The organism is Arthrobacter sp. TE12232 (genome assembly GCF_054062615.1).
In genome coordinates this window covers 3,384,847-3,403,997 of record NZ_JBSSFK010000001.1, presented here as the reverse complement: position 1 = coordinate 3,403,997, position 19,151 = coordinate 3,384,847, and the positions used below count along the sequence as shown (strand labels likewise).

The following is a 19,151-nucleotide window of genomic DNA, read 5'->3' as shown; positions in this document are numbered from 1 at the left end:
TTACCAGCTGGCTCCGGGGTACTCGCGGGCGAGCACCTGCATTTCGGCGAGGAGGTAGCCGAGGTGTTCGGAGTGCAGGCCGCGGCGGCCTCCGCCGGGGGCGGGCTGCACGTGGGGGACCTCAAGCTCTGCTTCGGCCAGGACCTCGCCGGTGAGCCGGTCGAAGTCCTCGCGCAGGCTCGACGGCTGCGGCGCGGCGCCGGCTTCGCTCAGCCGTCCGGTGAGCTCGTCGTCGCGGAACAGCTCATCCACGTAGGGCCAGATGACCTTGAATCCGTGGATCATCTTCTCGCGGGATTCGTCCGTACCCTGGGCCAGGCGCAGGACCCACTGGGCACTGTGGTCCCGGTGGTAGTCCACTTCCTTGACCGCCTTGGCGGCGATGCCGGCCAGGGTGGCGTCGGTGGAGGACGTCAGCCGACGATAAAGCTCGAATTGGTAGTAGCTGACCACGAACTGCCGGGCGATCGTGACGGCGAAGTCGCCGTTGGGCTGCTCGAAGAGCTCCGCGGAGCGGAACTCGTGCTCGCGGCGGAAGTAGGCGAGATCGTCTTCGCTGCGACCGTCCAGGCCGCCGGCGTAGCTCAGGAAGGACCGGGCGTGGCCGAGCTGGTCCAGGGCGATGTTGCCCAGCGCGATGTCCTCTTCGAGCTCCGGCGCACGGGAGATCCAGTGGCCCAGGCGCTGGGCCAGGATCAGGGCGTCGTCGCCCACGCGCAGGGCGAACTCGGCGACGTCGTCGCTCGGCTTCGCGGCGCCGCGGCTCACGGCAAGGGCGATGTCCTCCGGGCGGAGGGCGTTGCCGGGGGTGATGCGCGTTGCGCTGGCGGCGCCGTCGCCGCTGGCGCCGGCACCGGAGACGCCGACGGAGATGTCGCCGTGGCCGACGGTATCTGTCTCTGCGGGTGCCGCAGCTGCGGCAGTTTCGGCGGTGCTCACAGGTGCTTCACTCCCTCGCTCTTGGTGTAGTACGTGGCGTGGCGGTAGTCCTTGCCCTGCGGGGACTCAAAGAAGGACCCCTTGGAATCGGGATCGCTGGACGCGATGGCCTCGGCGGGAACCACCCAGATGGACACCCCTTCGTTCCGCCGGGTGTAGAGGTCACGGGCGTTCCGCAGGGCCATGGCCGCGTCGGGTGCGTGCAGGGATCCTGCGTGGACGTGGGACAGGCCGCGGCTGGAGCGGACGAACACTTCCCAGATCGGCCAGACGTTGCCTGCGTGAGGTTCGGGGGTGGTCATGCTGCGGATTCCTTCTCTGCTTGCTTGCGGCTCTGTTTTTCGGCATACGCCGCTGCGGCTTCGCGCACCCAGGCGCCGTTCTGGTGGGCTTCGCGGCGCCGTTCGAGGCGCTGGGCGTTGCAGGGGCCACGGCCGGCGAGGACTTCGTGGAATTCATCCCAGTCCAGCGGCCCGTGCTCCCATTTCTTGGTTTCCTCGTTGAAACGGATGTCCTTGTCCGGGAGCGTGAGCCCGAGGACCTTGACCTGCTCCATCATCATGCCGACAAAGCGGTTGCGGAGCTCGTCATTGCTGAAACGCTTGATGTTCCAGGCCATGGACTGCTTGGAGTTGGGCGAATCGTCATCCGGCGGGCCGAACATCATCAGGGCCGGGGCGTACCAGCGGTTCACCGCGTCCTGGGCCATCTGCTTCTGTTCGGGGGTGCCGTTAGAGAGTTCCAGCAGGATCTCGAAGCCCTGGCGCTGGTGGAAGGATTCTTCCTTGCACACGCGCACCATGGCCCGGCCGTAGGGGCCGAAGGACGCGCGGCACAGCGGCACCTGATTGGCGATCGCGGCGCCGTCGACCATCCAGCCGATGGCGCCCATGTCGGCCCAGGTGCGGGCCGGGTAGTTGAAGATGGAGGAGTACTTGGCCTTGCCGTCCATCAGGTCCTGCATCATCGCATCACGCGGCTGGCCGAGGGTTTCGGCCGCGGAGTAGAGATAGAGGCCGTGGCCTGCCTCGTCCTGGACCTTGGCCATGAGGATGGCCTTGCGCTTGAGGCTCGGGGCGCGTGAAATCCAGTTGGCCTCGGGCTGCATGCCGATGATCTCCGAGTGCGCGTGCTGCGAGATCTGGCGCAGGAGCGTCTTGCGGTAGGCCGGCGGCATCCAGTCGCGCGGCTCGATCCGGGAATCCTCCGCCATGACTTTGTCGAAGTATGCCTGGCCCTCGGCGTCGCGCCGGGCCGCGTCCTCGAGGCTCTGTTCATGCCGTGCCGGCGATGGCTCGGCGGGCACTGACTGCAGGGTCTGCGATGCCATGGTTGCTCCTATGAATTTCCGATAAATAATTACCGACCGTTCGTTCAGGATATGCGGAAGGCCGGAGATGCGTCAAGCACCGCAGACCCGACTCCGGCTCCCCTCGGGCGCGGAAAATCAGCGCACGTCCGGAGAGGGCACCGCCCGCGGGTTCGTGCGCAGGCAGGATGTCCGCGGATACAGGGATCGCGCGCAGAGGCCCAGCGCACAGAAGGCCTGCGCACGGAAGGCCTGGACGCCTTGCCAGGGCGCGCGGGATCCACGAGGGTTCCACGGGTGACGCATGACGGCGGCAACCGCCTCTCGGCGCGCACCGCCCGTACGGCGCCCAACGCGCGCACCGCGCGTACGGCCCGTCCGGGCTGTCCGGGCCGCTGCCCGCGCGGGATCCGGCTATCGCACTGCCGCGCGACGTCCGGCATTCATGGGCGCCGCCACAGAGAACGACGTCGCCAATCCCCACCGGCGCGGTGAGGAAGCCGGCGCAAGCTTAGGCCGCGAGCCTCCGGGGCCGGGGCGCCGGGGCATTTTCCGCCGGAGCCAGGATGCTGAGCTGGCATTCGGACTGGAGCGGATCAATGGCGGGCGGGAGGTGGTGGGAGGCCGAGCACTCCCGGAGCTGCTCGAGGGCCGCCGGTTCCACGCGGGCGTGGCTGATATCCAGCACCAGGTGGAGTCCTTCTTTGAGGTGGTTTGCCCTTTTAACCACTACGTACAGGGCTTGGAGGCTCCTCGCCGTCACATGTCCCTGCGCTGCTACTTCTGCCTGACCGCAATCGAGGTCAAGCCTGACAAGAACCCGGAGTTTGTGGTTCAAACGATTCCCCTGTTCGTGCATTTACTGCCTGGCCGCGACGCTGCGACCGCTTTGGCCGCGACGCTGCGACCGCCCCCAGCCTAGGCAGGGAGTGTGACGTAGGCAACAGTCCGCTTCATATCCGGGAAACCCCGCGTTATCTGCGGCTTTGTTGGGCCGAAAGTGTTGATCACCGGGCCCGGTGTACTGTAGTGGGGCCGCCACGGCGCCCGTCCGGCACCCGGCATTGGTCCAGATGGCTACCGGGTACGAAGCCCGGCCGACGTAGAGGAACACATGACAGACCCCTTCGAAACCGCAGACCACATCCCCGGGCCTGGGACCCGCGAGCGGCGCCCCGTGCGGAAACGCCGGGGCCGCACGGTGCTGATCGCCGTCGCCGTGGTGGTGGCGCTCGTCGCGGTCGTGGCCGGCGGCTACCTCTTCAACCTCGCCCGCACCTTCGACTCCGGCACCAGCAAGATTGACCAGGCCTTCCCGGACGAGTCCACGCGCCCGCAGAAGACGGGCACGGCGATGAACATCCTGGTGATGGGCAGCGACAGCCGCGGCGCCACCGAGTCAGATGCCGGCGGCGGCACGCCCACGAACCAGCGCGCGGACACGCTGATGCTCATGCACATCCCGGCGGACCGCAAGAACATCTACACGATGTCCATCATGCGCGACCTCTGGGTCAACATCCCCGGGCACGGCGAGGCGAAGATCAACTCCGCGCTGGCCCTGGGCGGCACGCCCCTGATGGTGCAGACCGTCGAGTCGATTTTCCAGCAGCGCATCGATCACGTCGCGATGATCGACTTTGAGGGCTTCAAGGGCCTCACCGACGCGCTGGGCGGGGTGACCGTGAACATCAAGGTGCCGTTTAGCTCCACCGCGCTTCCGGGCCAGTCTTTCGCCCCGGGCCAGCACACCTTCAACGGAACCGAAGCTTTGGCGTTCGTGCGCGAACGCCACGCCTACGCTGACGGCGACTACCAGCGCGTCCGCAACCAGCAGGAGTTCCTGCGGGCCATCATCAAGAAGTCGATTGCGGGCCAGACGCTGAGCAACCCGATCACGATCAACAACATGGTGGGCGCCGTCTCACCGTTCGTCACCGTGGACAAGTCCCTGGATTCAGGAGCCGTGGCGGGTCTGGCCCTCGAGCTCAAGGACATTCGGGCGCAGAATGCCGTCATGTTCACGCTCCCGACCGGCGGCATCGGAACGTCCTCCGACGGCCAGTCGATCGTCGTGACCGACCCGAACGCGATCCAGGCCATCTCCGGCGCGATGGCCTCGGACACCTTGGGCGATTACGTCGCGGCGAACAAGTTCGAGAACGGCAACTGATTCCCGCCATCCGATCCGGGGTGGGGGGCCCTTGGGCCCATGGTCCGCGGCGGGCGGCAATGGTAACGTCCGCTCATGGGGAGCGCTCAGGAGCCGGCAGCCGAGGCTTCCGCGGCGTCCCCGCCGCCGTCGCCGCCTCCCAAGGCCGGAACCGGCCGACGTCGGCTTGTCCTGCTTCTGGGCGTGCTGCTCGTGCTCGCCGTCGCTGCCTCGGCCGCGGTGTTCGTTCTCACCCGTTCCCGGCCGGGGCCGTCGGGAGCCACGGCGCCGGCCGCCAGCCCGGCTGCCGTGCCTTCGACACCGCCCAGTCCTACGACCACACCGGAACCACCCGCCGTCGCCCTTAACATCCTGCTGATCGGAAGCGACAGCCGGGTCAATGCGCGGGCGGCGGCGGCCGCCGGCAGCACCTCCGACCAGCGCGGGGATGCCCTCATTTTCATCCACCTTCCGGCGGACCGGCAGAGCATCTACGGCTTCTCGATCATGCGCGATCTCTGGGTCGACATCCCCGGCCACGGCGAGGCGAAGGTGAACGCCGCACTTGAACTGGGCGGGCTGCCCCTGATGACCCGGACGGTGGAGGCGCTGCTTGGTGCGCACATCGACCACACGATCATGCTCGATTTCCAGGGGTTCGCGGCTCTGACAGACGCGCTCGGCGGTGTCGACGTCGACATCAAGCAGCCGTTCACCGGCACCGTGGATGACAAGGTGCATTTTCCGGCGGGCGTGAACCGGCTCAACGGACTGCAGGCCCTGGCTTTTGTCCGCGAGCGCCATGCCTTCCCTGACGGCGACTACCAGCGGGTGCGGAACCAGCAGACGTTCCTGAAGGCCGTGATGGCCAAGATGGCCTCCGACGGCGGCCTGGCGGACCGCGATACCGTCCGGAAACTCGTCACGACGGTGCTGCCGCATGTGACCCTGGATGCGAGCTTCACCCCGGCGTCGCTGGAGGAGCTCGCCTTCAGCCTCCGCAACACGGCGCCCGGGCGTGGTGTGTTCTTCACGCTGCCGACCTCCGGCACCGGGACCAGCCGGGACGGCCAGTCGATTGTCCTGCAGGACCGTGCCGCGACCGCCGCGCTCTCCGCCGCGCTGGCCTCGGGAACGCTCGCCCGCTACGTGGCGGCCAACAATCTGCAGAACGGCAACTGAAGCGCCGCTCTTCGGTACATTGGGTCCATGACCCAGACTCCCGTCCAGCCGTCCCCGCAGCCTCCTGTCGCCCGGAAAGTCCCCTCGGTGCGCACCCACCACGGCGACTCCTTCGAGGACAACTACGAGTGGCTCCGGGACAAGGAATCCGCAGAGGTCGTGGACCTGCTCAAGGCGGAGAACGCCTACCAGGAGGCGGTGACCGCGCACCAGGAGCCGCTCCGCGAGGCCATCTTCCAGGAAATCAAGGGCCGCACCCAGGAAACAGACCTCTCCGTCCCCAACCGCAAGGACGGCTGGTGGTACTACACCCGATCGGTCGAAGGCAAGGAGTACGGCATCCACTGCCGCGTGCGCGGCCAGGACACCGGGGACCGCGTCGCGGACTGGACTCCGCCGGCGGTCGAGGCAGGCGTCGTGATTCCCGGCGAGGAGGTCCTCCTCGACGGCAACATCGAGGCGGAGGGCAAGCCGTTCTTCGCCGTGGGCGGGGCCGCAACGACCATCGACGGCACCCTCTACGCCTATGCCGTGGACAACGCCGGCGACGAGCGTTTCACGCTGCGCATCAAGGACCTCCGCACCGGCGAGCTGCTGCCGGACGTGATCGAGAACGTCTTTTACGGCATCTCCTTCTCCCCCGACGGCAGCCGGATCTTCTACACCGTGGTGGACGATTCCTGGCGGCCGTACCAGGTCAAGTCCCACGTGCTCGGCACCCCCGTCAGCGAGGACGAGGTCATCTATCAGGAGGACGACGTCGCCATGTGGCTCGGCTTCGAGCTCTCCGCCGACCGGCGCCACCTGGTGCTGAGCATCGGTTGCTCCGAGTTCAGCGAAACCCGCCTGCTGCGCTTTGATGATGTCGACGCCGGACTCCGCACCGTTATCTCCCGCGACGAGCGCATCCTGTACGAGGCGGAGCCGTTCCTGCTGGCCGACACCTCCGGCCGCGGCCAGGAACGGATCCTGCTCACCCACAACAAGGACGCCATTAATTCCATGGTGTCGCTCGTGGACCCGGCCGAGCTCGCGAAGCCGCTCGCCGAGCAGCACTGGAGCACCGTCGTCGCGCATTCCGAGCAGGTCCGGGTCAACGGCGCCGGCGTGACGTCGACCCACGTGGTGGTCTCGATCCGTAAGGACACGATTGAACGGGTCCAGGTCCTGCCCCTGACCGGGCTGGGCACCCCGGAGCAGGGCGCCGCGGTGGAACCGGCCTTCGACGAGGAGCTGTATACTGCCGGCGTCGCGGGCTCCGACTACGAGGCCCCCGTGATCCGGATGGGCTATACCTCGTACTTCACCCCGTCCCGGGTCTACGACTTCGTGCTGCCCACCCCGGAGCAACCGGGCGGTGAACTCCTGCTGCGCAAGGAGAGCCCGGTACTGGGCGGCTACTCGCCGTCCGACTACGTCGCCACCCGGGAATGGGCCACGGCCGACGACGGGACCCGCGTCCCGCTCTCGGTCCTCCGGCACGCCTCGGTCCGGCAGGATTCGACGGCGCCCGGCCTCGTGTACGGCTACGGCTCCTACGAGATGAGCATGGATCCGGGCTTCGGGATCCCCCGGCTGTCCCTGCTGGACCGGGGCATCGTGTTCGTGATCGCGCACATCCGCGGCGGCGGCGAGCTGGGCCGGCACTGGTACGACGACGGCAAGAAGCTGCGCAAGAAGAACACGTTCACCGATTTCATCGCCGCGACGGACTGGCTCGCCGGATCCGGCTGGGTGGACCCGGCCCGGATCGCCGCGATGGGGGGCTCCGCGGGCGGCCTGCTGATGGGCGCCGTCGCCAACCTGGCACCGGAAAAGTACGCCGCCATCGTGGCGGCCGTTCCGTTCGTGGACGCGCTGACCACCATCCTGGACCCCGAGCTGCCGCTCTCGGCGCTGGAGTGGGAGGAATGGGGCAACCCGATCACCGACCCGGAGGTGTACGCGTACATGAAGTCGTACACGCCGTACGAGAACGTCAGGGCCGTGGCCTACCCGAAGATCGCCGCGGTCACCTCGTTTAATGACACGCGGGTACTTTACGTGGAGCCCGCCAAATGGGTGCAGCGGCTGCGCGAAGTGAACACCGGCAGCGAGCCGATTGTCATGAAGATCGAGATGGAAGGCGGCCACGGGGGCGCCTCGGGCCGGTACGTGCAGTGGCGCGAGCGGGCCTGGGACTACGCGTTCGTGGCCGATTCCCTCGGCGCCACCGAGCTGCTGCCGGGGGCCGGGCTAAAGTAAATCCCCCACCCCCATCGGTTGCTCCGCAGGCGCCCTATTGGGGGCCCATTAGGGCAGTTGCGGAGCAACCGATCGGGTTGCCTGTTGCCTAATTGGTCATCATGCTTACTATTTACTGGCATGATGGGCACTTCGACGTGGAACCCGGCCGCTGGGGGCGGGGCGTCGCAGAGCTTTGACCGGGCACAGGGTGCCGGAGATGGAGTTTATTGTGAGCGTTGAGCAGGAAATGACCCCGTTGACTGATGATGAGCTGATGGCGCAGGGCGGCACGGCCCTTCCGGACAAGGAAGTCGCGTCCGTCCTGGACCTGAACGCCGACCTGAACCTGGGCATCAGCGCCGCGGCGCCGATCGACCTCGGCGTCGCAGCCAACGCCAACGTTGCCGCCCCGATCGACGCCGGCGCCTCGGCCAACGTTCTCTCCGTCGGGTCCGAATCGCAGGCGCTGGCCGATCAGGGCACCCTGATCAACCAGGGCATCACGGGCGATGCCACGGCGCATTCCGTGCAGGACAGCGGCATCGACCAGGGCACGGGCACCGCCACCGGGCCTGCCTCCACCGACTCGGCCCCGGCCCCGGCCCCGGATCCAGTCACGGATCCGACCACGGACCTGGGCGGCACAGACTTGGGCGGCACGGCCCCGGACCTGGGCGGCGCGCTGCCGACGGATGTCGCCGGTGCCGCCGGTGCTGCTGGGGCCCTGAACGGCAACCTGCTCAATGTCGACGTGAACCTGGACGCCAATGCGGGCATCGCAGCGCCCATCAACGGGGCCGTGGCCGCCAACGCCAACGTGGCAGCGCCGATCGACGCGGCCGTCGGCGCCAACATCGGCTCGATCGACAGCAACGCGTACGCAGTTGCCCACCAGGACGCCATCATCAACCAGGACATCCACGGCGATGCCACGTCCTCGGCCGATCAGCAGTCCACTCTGAAGCAGTAGCACCTCGATGAGCACTGTGCACGGAGGGCCGTCCGAACAGGGCGGCCCTCCGGTCCTGCCTGCCAGCGGCGGCGCTGGAACTGCCGGCGGCACGTCCGCTGAAACTCCTGCTGCAGCTGCCGCCGGGACTGGCCGCCCGGCGTCGTCCGTGGCGGTCAGCCAGCAGCCGGTTCCGGCGCGGGCCGCCGGCATCCAGCTGATCGGCGAGGCGAAGGGGTCCGGCTACAAGGAAGCCCCATCCCTCGTGCGCCGTTCCGACGGCCAGACCATCCAGCTCACCCGCCTGCTGTACCTCGTGCTCGAGGCGATCGACGGCCGCCGGGACACGGAAGAAATCGCCGAGCACGCCAGTGAAGGCTTTGGCCGGCTGGTCAGTGCCGATAACGTCCGGACGCTGATTACCTCCCAGCTCCTACCCCTCGGACTCCTCCGGCTGGCTGACGGTTCCGAGCCCGAGGTGAAGAAATCGAACCCGCTGCTGGGCATGCGCTTCCGGTACTCGGTGACCGATCCGGAACGCACCCGGAAGCTCACGGCACCGTTCGCCACGCTGTTCCACCCCCTGATCGTGGTGGCCGTGACTGCTGCCTTCCTGGCCACATGCTGGTGGGTGCTGATGGTCAAGGGGCTGGCGTCGGCCACGCATGAAGCATTCGCCAACCCCGGCCTGGTGCTCCTGATTCTGGTGGTCACCGTGTTCTCTGCCGGTTTCCATGAATTCGGCCATGCCGCCGCTGCCCGCCGCGGCGGGGCAACCCCCGGCGCCATGGGCACGGGACTGTACCTGATGTGGCCGGCCTTCTACACGGATGTCACCGATTCCTACCGGCTCGGGCGGGGCGGCCGCCTCCGCACCGACCTCGGCGGACTGTACTTCAACGCGATCGTAGCCGTCGCGATCATGGGCATCTGGTGGGCCACCGGCTTCGATGCGCTGCTGCTGGTGGTGGTCACCCAGATCCTGCAAATGGTCCGGCAGCTGATGCCGATGGTCCGTTTTGACGGCTACCACATTCTGGCCGACGCCACCGGCGTCCCGGACCTGTTCCAGCGGATCAAACCCACCCTGCTCGCCTTGATACCGTGGCGCCGCACCGACCCCGAAGCCCGGCTCCTGAAGCCCTGGGCGCGGGCGGTAGTCACCATTTGGGTGCTGGTCACGGTTCCCCTGCTGGTCTTCAGCATGGTCACCATGGTGCTGACCCTGCCGCGAGTCCTCGGGACCGCCTGGGACAACGGACTGAAGCAGCAGGCCATGCTCTCCCACAGCATCTCCGCCGGCGACTTCGCCGACGCCGCGGTCCGGGTGATCGCGATCGCCTGCCTGGCACTGCCGGTGCTGGGCATCTTGTACATTCTGCTGCGCCTTCTCCGCCAGCTCATCACTGGGCTGTGGCAGAAAACCCGCGGCAAGTCGCTGCAGCGGGCTACCGCCATCGTTGCCATCGCGGCCGTTGCCGCCGGCCTCGCGTGGGCCTGGTGGCCCGGCGGCGACGCCTACCGCCCCGTCCAGCCCTACGAGCGCGGCACCCTGGCCGACGCCACTGTGGCAGTCTTCCCCGTTGCGGCCACGGGCCGGATGGCGGAGGGCCGGCCAGGAAGGACCGTTGCCCTGTGGCCGGAGGGCGCCCGGAGACCCACGCGCGACGAGCCCCAGCTCAGCATGGTCCTGGTGCCGCGGCAGGCCGGCGCGGCCGGCACCGCAGGTCCTGCGGGCGCCGCAGCGGCGCCGACTGCCCCTTCCTGGGTTTTCCCGTTCGACAAGCCGGCTGCTCCCCAGGACGACGGCAACCAGTCCCTCGCGGTCAATACCACCGACGGTTCCGTGGTGTACGACGTCGCCTTCGCCCTGGTCTGGGCCGATGACGGCGACACGGTGGACACCAAGAATGAGGCCTACGCCTTCGCGAACTGCGCAGACTGCGCCGCCGTGGCGGTGGGTTTCCAGGTGGTCCTGATTGTGGGCCAGACCGATGTGATCGTCCCGGAGAACCTCTCGGCGTCCGCCAACTACAACTGCGTACGGTGCCTGACCTATGCCCTGGCGAGCCAACTGGTCCTCACCCTCGACGGTCCCCTGAGCAGCGACGGCACGGCCAGGCTCAACGCGCTGTGGCAGGAGATCGCCGCTTACGGCCGGGACCTGCGCAACCGGCCCCTCTCGGAGATCCAGGACCGGCTCAGCGCGTACAAGGAACAGATCATGGCGGTCATCAAAGCCGATCCCAGTGCCAGCCCGGCCGGGTCCTCCGGCACCGCCGGGACGCCGGGGGCCACACAGGGTGCCGCACCGGGGGCCAGCCCCTCCGCGACACCTGGAGCGACGTCCGGCGCCACGGGAGCCACCCCGGGCAGCACGCAGGCCGCGTCAACGGGCGCCAGGGGGACCACGGCGCCAACCGGCGGTGCTGCGCCGACTGGCGGTGCGGCGTCGTCCGGTCCTGCCCCGGGCTCCGGTGCCACGGTGCCTGCAGAGGAGCAGCCGACTGCGCCGGCTCCGGCATCGGGCACGCTCTCACCAGCGCCCGCATCCACCCCGCCGCCCGCACCCTAAGCTGGGGACCCTAACGGCATCCCATCTGACGCAGATGGCCGCAATGAGGACTTCATTCCGGCCATCTGCGTCAGATCGGCGTTCCGTCACGTCGGCGTTCCGCAAGGTCGGCGCGTCCCGGAGCCCTCAACCGCCGTATACCTCCTGCGGGCCTTCCATTCCTCCTCGAGGAGGGCGTACACGACTTCCGTGGCCCACTGTCCTTTGTAGTGCCACTTGTCCACCTGGGTGGATTCCAGGCGCATGCCGAGCCGTTCGCAGAGCGCCGCCGAGGCAGTGTTCAGGGCATCGAGCTTGGCGTCTATCCGGTGAAAGCCGAACTCCTCGAAGCCCAGCTTGAGCAGCGCCCGGGCGGCCTCGCTCGCGATGCCCCGTCCCCGGGCCTCCGGCGCCAGGCTCCAGCCGATCTCGGCCTGGCCAGGCCCCTCCAGCCACTTCAGGACCACCTCACCGAGCAGCCCGGGCGAATCCTGGGCCTCGATGGCCAGGGCAACCCAGTCGCCCTCCTTCTCGAACTCGAAGTTGGCGTACTTGCCCACGGTCTCCATCGACTGGGTATAGCTCTTAGCCTCGCGGGGCAGGAACCGGGCGGTCTCGGGCAGGCAGTGGTACGCGTGGAAGGCGTCGAGGTCGGCGGCTTCGAAGCGCCGCAGCACCAGCCGTTCGGTCCGGAGTGGCAGCGGAGGGAGGGGCGTGGGTTCCTTCATGTCCCCAACGCTACCCTCCGCCCAACTGACTCGCAGTTGAGGCCGTTGTGGGGGCTCAAAACGACCCCTGCTGCGAGCTAGTTGGGGCGGCTACGGAGCAACGGACGCCTGGGCGACGACGGCGGCCGTCGCCTCGGCGATCGCGCGTTCCTCGTCGGTCGGCACGACGAGAACGGGCAGGGCCGACGTCGGGGTGGAAATGACGCGGGGTTCTTTGGACCGCTCCCGGTTCAGCCCGGCGTCGAGCTCCACGCCCAAGGCACCGAGCCGCTGTGCCACAAGGGTCCGGAACTGGTGCGAGTTCTCGCCGATCCCGGCCGTGAACACGAGGGCCTTCGCGCCGCCGACAGCCACGTGGTACCCGCCGATGTACTTCGCGAGCCGGTAGGACGCGACCGCAAGGGCCATCGCCGCCTTGGCGTCGCCGGCCTCCGCGGCCTCCACGACCGAGCGCATGTCGTTGTTTCCGGCAAGGCCCTTGAGCCCGGACTGCCGGTTCAGCATCGAATCCAGGTCCTCGGGGGACCAGCCGGCCCGGCCCAGGAAGACGAGGATGGACGGATCGAGGTCACCGGAGCGGGTGCCCATGACGAGTCCCTCGAGGGGCGTGAAGCCCATGGACGTGTCGATGGACTGGCCGCCGCGGATGGCCGTGACCGAGGCGCCGTTCCCCAGGTGGGCGATGACGGCGTCGAACTCTTCGACCGGAACGTCCAGCAGCGCCGCCGCCCGGTGCGCAACGTACTCGTGCGAGGTGCCGTGGAACCCGTAGCGGCGGATCCCGTGGTTCGTGTAAAGCTCGTCCGGCACCGCGTAGCGCCAGGCGTGCTCCGGCAGGGTGCGGTGGAAGGCGGTGTCGAACACGGCGACCTGCGGCAGCTGCGGCCACTTCTTCGAGATGGCGCGGATGCCCAGGACGTTCGCCGGGTTGTGCAGCGGCGCGAGCGGGTTCAGTCGTTCGATGGCCCGGGTGATCTCGTTGTTGACCAGCACCGGCTCGGCGAAGCGTTCGCCGCCGTGCACCACGCGGTGGCCCACGGCGTCCAGGGCCCGGTCCCCCAGGGCTGCGTGGATGGCCGCGTCCACTTGTTCCAGGGCTTCGGCGTGGTCGCGCGGGCCCTCGATCTGGCCGTCCCCCTCACCGCCGGTGCCCATCCCGATCTTCTCGACCAGACCTTCGGTGAGCACGCTGCCGGCCTCGACATCACGTACCTGGTACTTGAGCGACGATGAGCCGGAGTTGATGACGAGCACGAGCACGGGGCCTCCTAAGCCTTGGCTTCGACGGGAAGTTTGGTTGCTGGCTGGATCTCCGCGGACTGCGCCTGGACGGCGGTGATGGCCACTGTGTTCACGATGTCCTCCACGGTGCAGCCGCGGGAGAGGTCGTTCACCGGCTTACGGAGCCCCTGCAGGACGGGCCCGACGGCGACAGCACCCGAGGACTGTTGCACCGCCTTGTAGGTGTTGTTGCCGGTGTTGAGGTCCGGGAAGATGAACACGGTGGCCTGCCCGGCGACGGTTGAGCCGGGCATCTTGGACTGCGCGATCGCGGCATCCACGGCGGCGTCGTACTGGATGGGGCCCTCGACGGCGAGATCCGGGCGGCGGGCCTTCACCACTTCGGTGGCCTGCCGGACTTTGTCCACCGCCTCGCCGCTGCCGGATCCGCCCGTGGAGTAGGACAACATGGCCACGCGGGGCTCCACGCCGAACTGGGCGGCGGTCTCGGCCGAGGCCAGCGCGATGTCCGCCAGCTGCTCCGCGTTCGGGTCCGGATTGACCGCGCAGTCGCCGTAGACCAGCACGCGGTCCGGCATCAGCATCAGGAACACGGAGGAGACGATCTTCACGCCGTCGCGGGTCTTGACGAACTCCAGTGCGGGACGGATGGTGTGGGCGGTGGTGTGCGCGGCGCCGGACACCATGCCGTCCACCACGCCCAGCTGCACCATCATGGTGCCGAAATAGCTGCCGTCCAGCATGACTTCCAGCGCCCGGGCGAGGTCCACGCCCTTGTGTGCCCGCAGCTCCGCGTACTTCTGCGCAAACGGCTGGCGCAGCTCCGACGTCGCGGGGTCCACGATGCTCATGCCGGAGAGGTCGATGCCCTGGGTGGACGCCAGCTCCCGGACCGCCGACTCGTTGCCCAGGATCGTGAGATCGCAGACATCGCGCCGGTGCAGAATCTCGGCCGCACGCAGGATCCGCACGTCGTTCCCCTCCGGCAGGACGATGTGCCGGCGCTGCAGCCTGGCCCGCTCAATGAGATCGTGCAGGAACCGCAGCGGCGTCATCCGTTCCGGCCGGGGCAGGTGCAGCCGCTCCAGCAGCTCGGCCTCGTCCACCCGCCTGGCCCACAGGCCCAGGGCGGAGGCCACCTTGCGGCGGTGTCCGGACCAGATCTCGCTGCGCACCTCGGAGACCCGCTTGGCGGTCACGTAGGTGTCGTCGGGGGCAGCGAAGATCGGGAACGGGGCCTGCGCCAGCAGCGAGTAGATGGTGGGATCGGGTGCCAGCCCGCCGGTCAGGATCAGCGCGGACGGGACGGGGAACTCGGGCGAGAACGACGACGCCAGGCAGGCGACCAGCACGTCGGCCCGGTCACCGGGAACGATCACCAGAGCGCCGTCGTCGAGCACGTGCAGGAAGTTGGCGACGTTCATGGCCGCCACTTTGACCGAATGCACGTCACGTTCCAGGTCCGGCAGCCCGGCGACCTGGCCCAGACCCAGGGCCGAGGCGACCTCGCCGGTGGTCGGCCTGGCGATCGCCTCCAGCTCCGGCAGGACGTACACGGGCCGGCCCGAGGCGCCCGGGCGGACGGCCGCGGCAATGCCGTCCAGGTCCTCCGGGTCGGCCCGGTTCACCATGATCGCCAGGAGCGTGCAGCGTTCGGCGAGGAGTTCCTTGCGGGCAACCTCGACGGCGTCGGCCGCTTCCGCGACAGTCCGCCCCTTCGCGCCCACCACAGCCACGATGGAGGCACCCAGATTGTTCGCGAGGCGTGCGTTGAGGTCGAATTCGACGGCGGCGTCCTGGCCGGTGAGGTCCGTTCCCTCCACGATCACCACGTCGCAGTGGCGCGACATTTCGGCGAAGATCTCCACGCACCGGGCGTCGATCTCCGCCCGGTTTCCCTCGGCCAGCAGCCCGCGGACCTCGGTAAACGTCAGGCCGCCGCGGCAGCGCTGGTCGTCAAGGTCGAACCGGGCCTTCATCAGGGCCACCATAGGGTCCGCCGCGGCGTCGTTGCCGTGAACCACAGGCTTGAAAAAGCCGATGCGGTCAGCATGGCGGTGCAGCGTGTCCGCCAGCCCCAGCGCTATGAGCGACTTCCCGGATCCCGGCGTGGTCGCGCTGACGTATATCCCCTTGGCCATGATCCGCCCTTAGGTCGTGTCGTGGTGGTGCTCCGTCCCTCCATACTTTCACCAGTTGCCGCAGTTTCTCCATGCGGCGCCCGGAGCACACGGGGCAGGTCCCGAAATATGCCTGATGTTCGGGCGGATGGGCCGCCAGCTCTTGACAGCGGGCACCCAAATGGGATTACCTAATGAACATTCGGTAAATAAAGCTGGAGGCAACGACGCATGGCTGAACTGACGATTTCCGGTGACACGCACCCCATCCTCAAAGACGACTACGCATCGGAGTGGATGGGCATCGAAGTTGTGGCACTGGACGACGGACATGCCACGATCCGCATGACGCTCCGGCAGGAAATGCTCAATGGATTCGGCATGGCCCATGGCGGGATGATCTTCGCCTTCGGCGACACAGCTTTCGCGCTGGCCTGCAACCCGGCCAACCCGAAACCGGGCGAAGCCGGGATCGACTCGGGCACCATCACCGTGGCTTCCGGCGTCGACATCAACTTCCTCAAGCCGGCGTTCCGCGGCCAGGTCCTGACCGCCGTCGCCAACCGCCGCGCCAGCACGGGACGCAGTGGTCTCTACGACATCCAGATCTACGCCGCCGATCCCGGCGAGGGCACTCCGACGGCGGCACCCGCCGGCCCGGCTCCCGCCGCCACGGTTCCGGGCGAACTCCCCACCGACATCGCCCCGGGCGAACTCGTCGCTGAGTTCCGCGGCCGCAGCCGCACCATCTCCAAGAAATAGAAACAGGGAACCACAGATGACCCAAGAAACTGCCGCCGCCACTACCGACGCTGTCCTGGACCGCGAGGAAACCATTTCCCGCGACGAACTCGAGGCGCTCCAGCTCAGCCGCCTGCAGCACACCGTGGCCTACGCCTACGACCGCGTTCCCCTGTACAAGCGCAAGTTCGATGCCGCCGGCGTCCACCCGACCGACCTGCGCGAGCTCTCCGACCTCGGCAAGTTCCCCTTCACCACCAAGGAAGACCTCCGCCTCGAGTACCCGTTCGGCATGTTCGCCGTGCCGCAGCACGAGGTCGCCCGGATCCACGCCAGCTCCGGAACCACGGGCCGCGCCACCGTGGTGGGCTACACGAAGAAGGACCTCGCCGACTGGGCCAAGCTCGTGGCCCGCTCGCTGCGCGCCTCCGGCGTCCGGCCGGGCATGAAGGTGCACAACGCCTACGGCTACGGCCTGTTCACCGGCGGCATGGGCGCCCACGCCGGCGCCGAGGCCCTCGGCTGCACCGTCATCCCGATCTCCGGCGGCCAGACCGAACGCCAGATCACGCTCATCCAGGACTTCAAGCCCGACGCCATCCTGGCCACCCCCACCTACCTGCTGACCATCGCCGACGCCATGATCAAGCAGGGCATCGACCCGGCCTCCACCTCGCTGAAGTACGCCGTGCTGGGCGCCGAGCCGTGGACCGAGGAAATGCGGCATGAGCTTGAGGTGACCATGAACCTCAAGGCGTGCGACATTTACGGCCTCTCCGAGGTCATGGGCCCGGGCGTGGCCGGCGAAGCCGTGGAGACGCAGGACGGCAGCCACATCTGGGAGGACCACTTCCGTCCCGAGATCATCGACGCCTTCGACCCCTCCGTGGTGCTGGGCGACGGCGAACCCGGCGAGCTGGTCTTCACCTCGCTCACCAAGGAAGCCCTGCCGATCATCCGGTACCGCACCAAGGACCTCACCCGGCTCCTGCCGGGCACCGCGCGGCCGGCACACCGCCGCATGGGCCGCATCACCGGCCGCAGCGATGACATGATCATCCTCCGCGGCGTGAATCTGTTCCCCTCGCAGATCGAGGAAATCGCCCTGCGCATCCCGGAGCTCAGCCCGCACTTCCAACTGGAGCTCACCCGCCCCGAGGGCCATCGGATGGACCAGATGACCGTCAAGATTGAACGCCGCGACACCGTCACGATCGAGAGCGGCGCGGCCGCGGCCAAGGTTCTGCAGCAGCAGATCAAAATCCACGTCGGCTCCTCCTGCACCGTCGACGTCGTCGACCCCGGCTCGCTGGAGCGGTCCAACGGCAAGCTGCGCCGGATCTACGACATGCGCCCCAAGGGCTGACGCTGCCCGCCGGTCCAGCCACCAGGCCAGCCCGGCCCGCCAGACCTTCGGGGCCGGGCTGGCCGGGCTGACCGACCGTTCATGAGAAACTAGCGAGTATGCCCAGCACAGCAACCACCACCAAGCGCGGCCGCCCCGGCTATGACCAGCAGTCGGTCCTGCTGATCGCCGTCGACGTCTTCAACCGCCACGGCTACGATGCCACCTCCATGGGCATCCTCGCCGAAAACCTGGGCATCTCGAAGTCCGCGATCTATCACCACGTGCCGTCCAAGGGCGATCTGCTCAAGCTCGCGCTGGATCACGCCCTCGGCGGCCTCGAAGCCATCCTGGACCGGCCCGAGGCGCAGACCGGCTCGGCCGAGGCCCGGCTGGAATTCGTGGTCCGTCAGACCATCTCGGTCCTGGTGGAACGGCTGCCGTTCGTCACGCTGCTGCTGCGGCTGCGCGGCAACACCGAGATTGAGCGGGACGCGCTGGAACGCCGTCGCACCTTCGACCACAAGGTGGCGGCCCTCATTTCCGCCGCCCGCGACGAAGGCTCGCTGCGCCAGGACATCGATCCCCGCACCGTCACCCGCCTGCTGTTCGGCACCATCAACTCGATCGTCGAGTGGTACAAGCCCGGCGGCTCGCTGTCCCCGGAGAAGCTGGCCGACGACGTCATCACCATGGCCTTCCACGGCCTCCACGTCCCGCAGTAGGCCCCCCGCTTCCTGCGGGCTGCGCGGCCGGATCGCCGTCGTCGACACGCTGCAGGCGTGCCTGATTTGGGAACCGCGGCGGATCACCCCGATCTTTGCCGTGCCGGAGCAGGAACTGCCGGCCGAGCCCGCCCCGGAACATCGCGTGGAGCTACGACCAGCGGTTCCTCGACGCCGCACAGATCCACGGATGGCCGCGTGACCCGTTTCGCCGAGTAATACCGGAGCGTCCGGGTCAATGTGCCCTCGCCCGGCTGACGCAGACGACTACTGAATCCGACAGGAGCCCTCGTCGCATGAAAGGATCAGCGGCTACTGGACGACAGTGCCGGTGGAATGCACCACGGTTCCGGTGCTTTGGGTTCGCCCGCTGATGTCGATCTGCAGCTGGCTGCGCTGCAGGGGCGCTTCCAGTGCGTAGGAGAGCTCCGGCAGGGTGGATGTTTGAATGCGGTGGATGAGGTCCTGGACGTCGGCCCTGTCATTGGCCGTCACCCTCAGGCTCAGGTCGGGGGCTCTGGCAGTTCCTCTCAGCAGGACCGCGGAACTGATGACACCGGGGAGGGTGTTGATCCGGTTTTCGACGGCGGCGGCGAGGACGGACGGGTCGCAGAGAGTGAATCCCTGACTGCCGTCGCCATGGAGGCGGTAGGCGCCGGCCGTGTTCTTCCTTGGGATCTGGGCGGTGATCCACAGCAGCCCGAGCACCGCGACGATGACGCCAATGATCAGTAGGGCGGCCGCCACCCACGGCTGCGCAAAGAACGCGTTCAGGTCGCCGGTGACAACGGACTCCCAAAAGCGGGCGGTGTTCAAAAAAGCATGCAGTGTCCCGTTGGACTGCAGGAGCAGAGCAGTACCGACGGCCAGGACAAGGATGCCGAGAACTGCCAGCCAGATCCGGTTCAGGGTCCCTGCAGTCTGTCTCATCGGAAACCA

At 68.0% G+C, this 19,151-nt stretch carries 16 protein-coding genes; 8 read left to right on the top strand and 8 right to left on the bottom strand.

What is annotated here, in order from left to right:
• The 4 genes from paaC to ACVWZ7_RS15145 form a co-directional block, all read right to left on the bottom strand.
• Nucleotides 1-939, bottom strand: coding sequence for a 1,2-phenylacetyl-CoA epoxidase subunit PaaC (gene paaC, locus ACVWZ7_RS15160; protein WP_116765235.1), 939 nt, complete (start codon nt 937-939; stop codon nt 1-3).
• On the bottom strand, nt 936-1,241 hold the full coding sequence (gene paaB, locus ACVWZ7_RS15155; RefSeq protein WP_116765236.1) for a 1,2-phenylacetyl-CoA epoxidase subunit PaaB: 306 nt from the start codon (nt 1,239-1,241) through the stop codon (nt 936-938). Before paaB ends, paaC begins: the two co-directional genes overlap by 4 nt.
• Complete coding sequence (gene paaA / locus ACVWZ7_RS15150; RefSeq protein ID WP_116765237.1) at nt 1,238-2,269, bottom strand: 1,2-phenylacetyl-CoA epoxidase subunit PaaA; 1,032 nt, start codon at nt 2,267-2,269, stop codon at nt 1,238-1,240. The genes paaB and paaA overlap by 4 nt, the downstream gene beginning before the upstream one ends.
• Before the next feature lie 490 nt (nt 2,270-2,759).
• On the bottom strand, nt 2,760-2,978 hold the full coding sequence (locus tag ACVWZ7_RS15145; RefSeq protein ID WP_337189802.1) for a hypothetical protein: 219 nt from the start codon (nt 2,976-2,978) through the stop codon (nt 2,760-2,762).
• 384 nt (nt 2,979-3,362) lie between these two features.
• Between ACVWZ7_RS15145 and ACVWZ7_RS15140 the strand changes: the two genes are divergently transcribed.
• The 5 genes from ACVWZ7_RS15140 (at nt 3,363) to ACVWZ7_RS15120 (ending at nt 11,332) form a co-directional block, all read left to right on the top strand.
• Complete coding sequence (locus tag ACVWZ7_RS15140; RefSeq protein WP_344361805.1) at nt 3,363-4,421, top strand: LCP family protein; 1,059 nt, start codon at nt 3,363-3,365, stop codon at nt 4,419-4,421.
• Nucleotides 4,422-4,496: 75 nt separating this feature from the next.
• Nucleotides 4,497-5,582 (top strand): LCP family protein, encoded by a 1,086-nt coding sequence (locus ACVWZ7_RS15135; protein ID WP_344361802.1) that lies wholly within the window; start codon nt 4,497-4,499, stop codon nt 5,580-5,582.
• 27 nt (nt 5,583-5,609) lie between these two features.
• Nucleotides 5,610-7,826 (top strand): S9 family peptidase, encoded by a 2,217-nt coding sequence (locus ACVWZ7_RS15130; protein ID WP_456508361.1) that lies wholly within the window; start codon nt 5,610-5,612, stop codon nt 7,824-7,826.
• Nucleotides 7,827-8,037: 211 nt separating this feature from the next.
• Nucleotides 8,038-8,778 (top strand): peptidoglycan-binding protein, encoded by a 741-nt coding sequence (locus tag ACVWZ7_RS15125; RefSeq protein WP_456508360.1) that lies wholly within the window; start codon nt 8,038-8,040, stop codon nt 8,776-8,778.
• 7 nt (nt 8,779-8,785) lie between these two features.
• Nucleotides 8,786-11,332 carry a hypothetical protein gene (locus ACVWZ7_RS15120; RefSeq protein ID WP_456508359.1) on the top strand — a complete coding sequence of 849 codons (2,547 nt, stop codon included), beginning with the start codon at nt 8,786-8,788 and terminating at the stop codon, nt 11,330-11,332.
• An 86-nt stretch (nt 11,333-11,418) separates the two neighbouring features.
• Here ACVWZ7_RS15120 and ACVWZ7_RS15115 read toward each other — a convergent pair whose 3' ends face one another.
• From ACVWZ7_RS15115 to pta, 3 genes are all read right to left on the bottom strand, one after another.
• The gene (locus ACVWZ7_RS15115) at nt 11,419-12,039 is read right to left on the bottom strand and encodes a GNAT family N-acetyltransferase (protein WP_456508358.1); all 621 of its coding nucleotides are present in this window, start codon (nt 12,037-12,039) and stop codon (nt 11,419-11,421) included.
• Between the two features lie 90 nt (nt 12,040-12,129).
• Complete coding sequence (locus tag ACVWZ7_RS15110; protein WP_344361789.1) at nt 12,130-13,299, bottom strand: acetate kinase; 1,170 nt, start codon at nt 13,297-13,299, stop codon at nt 12,130-12,132.
• 8 nt (nt 13,300-13,307) lie between these two features.
• Nucleotides 13,308-15,422 (bottom strand): phosphate acetyltransferase, encoded by a 2,115-nt coding sequence (gene pta / locus ACVWZ7_RS15105; RefSeq protein ID WP_456508357.1) that lies wholly within the window; start codon nt 15,420-15,422, stop codon nt 13,308-13,310.
• Nucleotides 15,423-15,632: 210 nt separating this feature from the next.
• On the opposite strand from pta, the gene ACVWZ7_RS15100 reads away from it, so the two are divergent.
• The 3 genes from ACVWZ7_RS15100 (at nt 15,633) to ACVWZ7_RS15090 (ending at nt 18,212) form a co-directional block, all read left to right on the top strand.
• A complete protein-coding gene (locus tag ACVWZ7_RS15100) occupies nt 15,633-16,163 on the top strand; it encodes a hotdog fold thioesterase (RefSeq protein WP_456508356.1) in 531 nt (176 codons plus the stop codon).
• A gap of 16 nt (nt 16,164-16,179) precedes the next feature.
• Nucleotides 16,180-17,508, top strand: a complete 1,329-nt coding sequence (paaK, locus tag ACVWZ7_RS15095) for a phenylacetate--CoA ligase PaaK (RefSeq protein ID WP_456508355.1) — start codon at nt 16,180-16,182, stop codon at nt 17,506-17,508.
• A gap of 98 nt (nt 17,509-17,606) precedes the next feature.
• A complete protein-coding gene (locus ACVWZ7_RS15090; RefSeq protein WP_456508354.1) occupies nt 17,607-18,212 on the top strand; it encodes a TetR/AcrR family transcriptional regulator in 606 nt (201 codons plus the stop codon).
• 312 nt (nt 18,213-18,524) lie between these two features.
• On the opposite strand, the gene ACVWZ7_RS15085 is transcribed toward ACVWZ7_RS15090, so the two are convergent.
• Nucleotides 18,525-19,142 carry a hypothetical protein gene (locus tag ACVWZ7_RS15085; RefSeq protein ID WP_456508353.1) on the bottom strand — a complete coding sequence of 206 codons (618 nt, stop codon included), beginning with the start codon at nt 19,140-19,142 and terminating at the stop codon, nt 18,525-18,527.
• Nucleotides 19,143-19,151: the final 9 nt, after the last annotated feature.

Bases quoted from the DNA above. Each gene is read 5' to 3' on its own strand.
- paaK (WP_456508355.1), top strand. From the start codon at position 16,180: ATGACCCAAGAAACTGCCGCCGCCACTACCGACGCTGTCCTGGACCGC.
- ACVWZ7_RS15090 (WP_456508354.1), top strand. From the start codon at position 17,607: ATGCCCAGCACAGCAACCACCACCAAGCGCGGCCGCCCCGGCTATGAC.
- ACVWZ7_RS15115 (WP_456508358.1), bottom strand. From the start codon at position 12,039: ATGAAGGAACCCACGCCCCTCCCTCCGCTGCCACTCCGGACCGAACGG.
- paaB (WP_116765236.1), bottom strand. From the start codon at position 1,241: ATGACCACCCCCGAACCTCACGCAGGCAACGTCTGGCCGATCTGGGAA.
- ACVWZ7_RS15140 (WP_344361805.1), top strand. From the start codon at position 3,363: ATGACAGACCCCTTCGAAACCGCAGACCACATCCCCGGGCCTGGGACC.
- ACVWZ7_RS15135 (WP_344361802.1), top strand. From the start codon at position 4,497: ATGGGGAGCGCTCAGGAGCCGGCAGCCGAGGCTTCCGCGGCGTCCCCG.
- ACVWZ7_RS15085 (WP_456508353.1), bottom strand. From the start codon at position 19,142: ATGAGACAGACTGCAGGGACCCTGAACCGGATCTGGCTGGCAGTTCTC.
- ACVWZ7_RS15100 (WP_456508356.1), top strand. From the start codon at position 15,633: ATGGCTGAACTGACGATTTCCGGTGACACGCACCCCATCCTCAAAGAC.
- ACVWZ7_RS15130 (WP_456508361.1), top strand. From the start codon at position 5,610: ATGACCCAGACTCCCGTCCAGCCGTCCCCGCAGCCTCCTGTCGCCCGG.
- paaA (WP_116765237.1), bottom strand. From the start codon at position 2,269: ATGGCATCGCAGACCCTGCAGTCAGTGCCCGCCGAGCCATCGCCGGCA.
- ACVWZ7_RS15120 (WP_456508359.1), top strand. From the start codon at position 8,786: ATGAGCACTGTGCACGGAGGGCCGTCCGAACAGGGCGGCCCTCCGGTC.
- pta (WP_456508357.1), bottom strand. From the start codon at position 15,422: ATGGCCAAGGGGATATACGTCAGCGCGACCACGCCGGGATCCGGGAAG.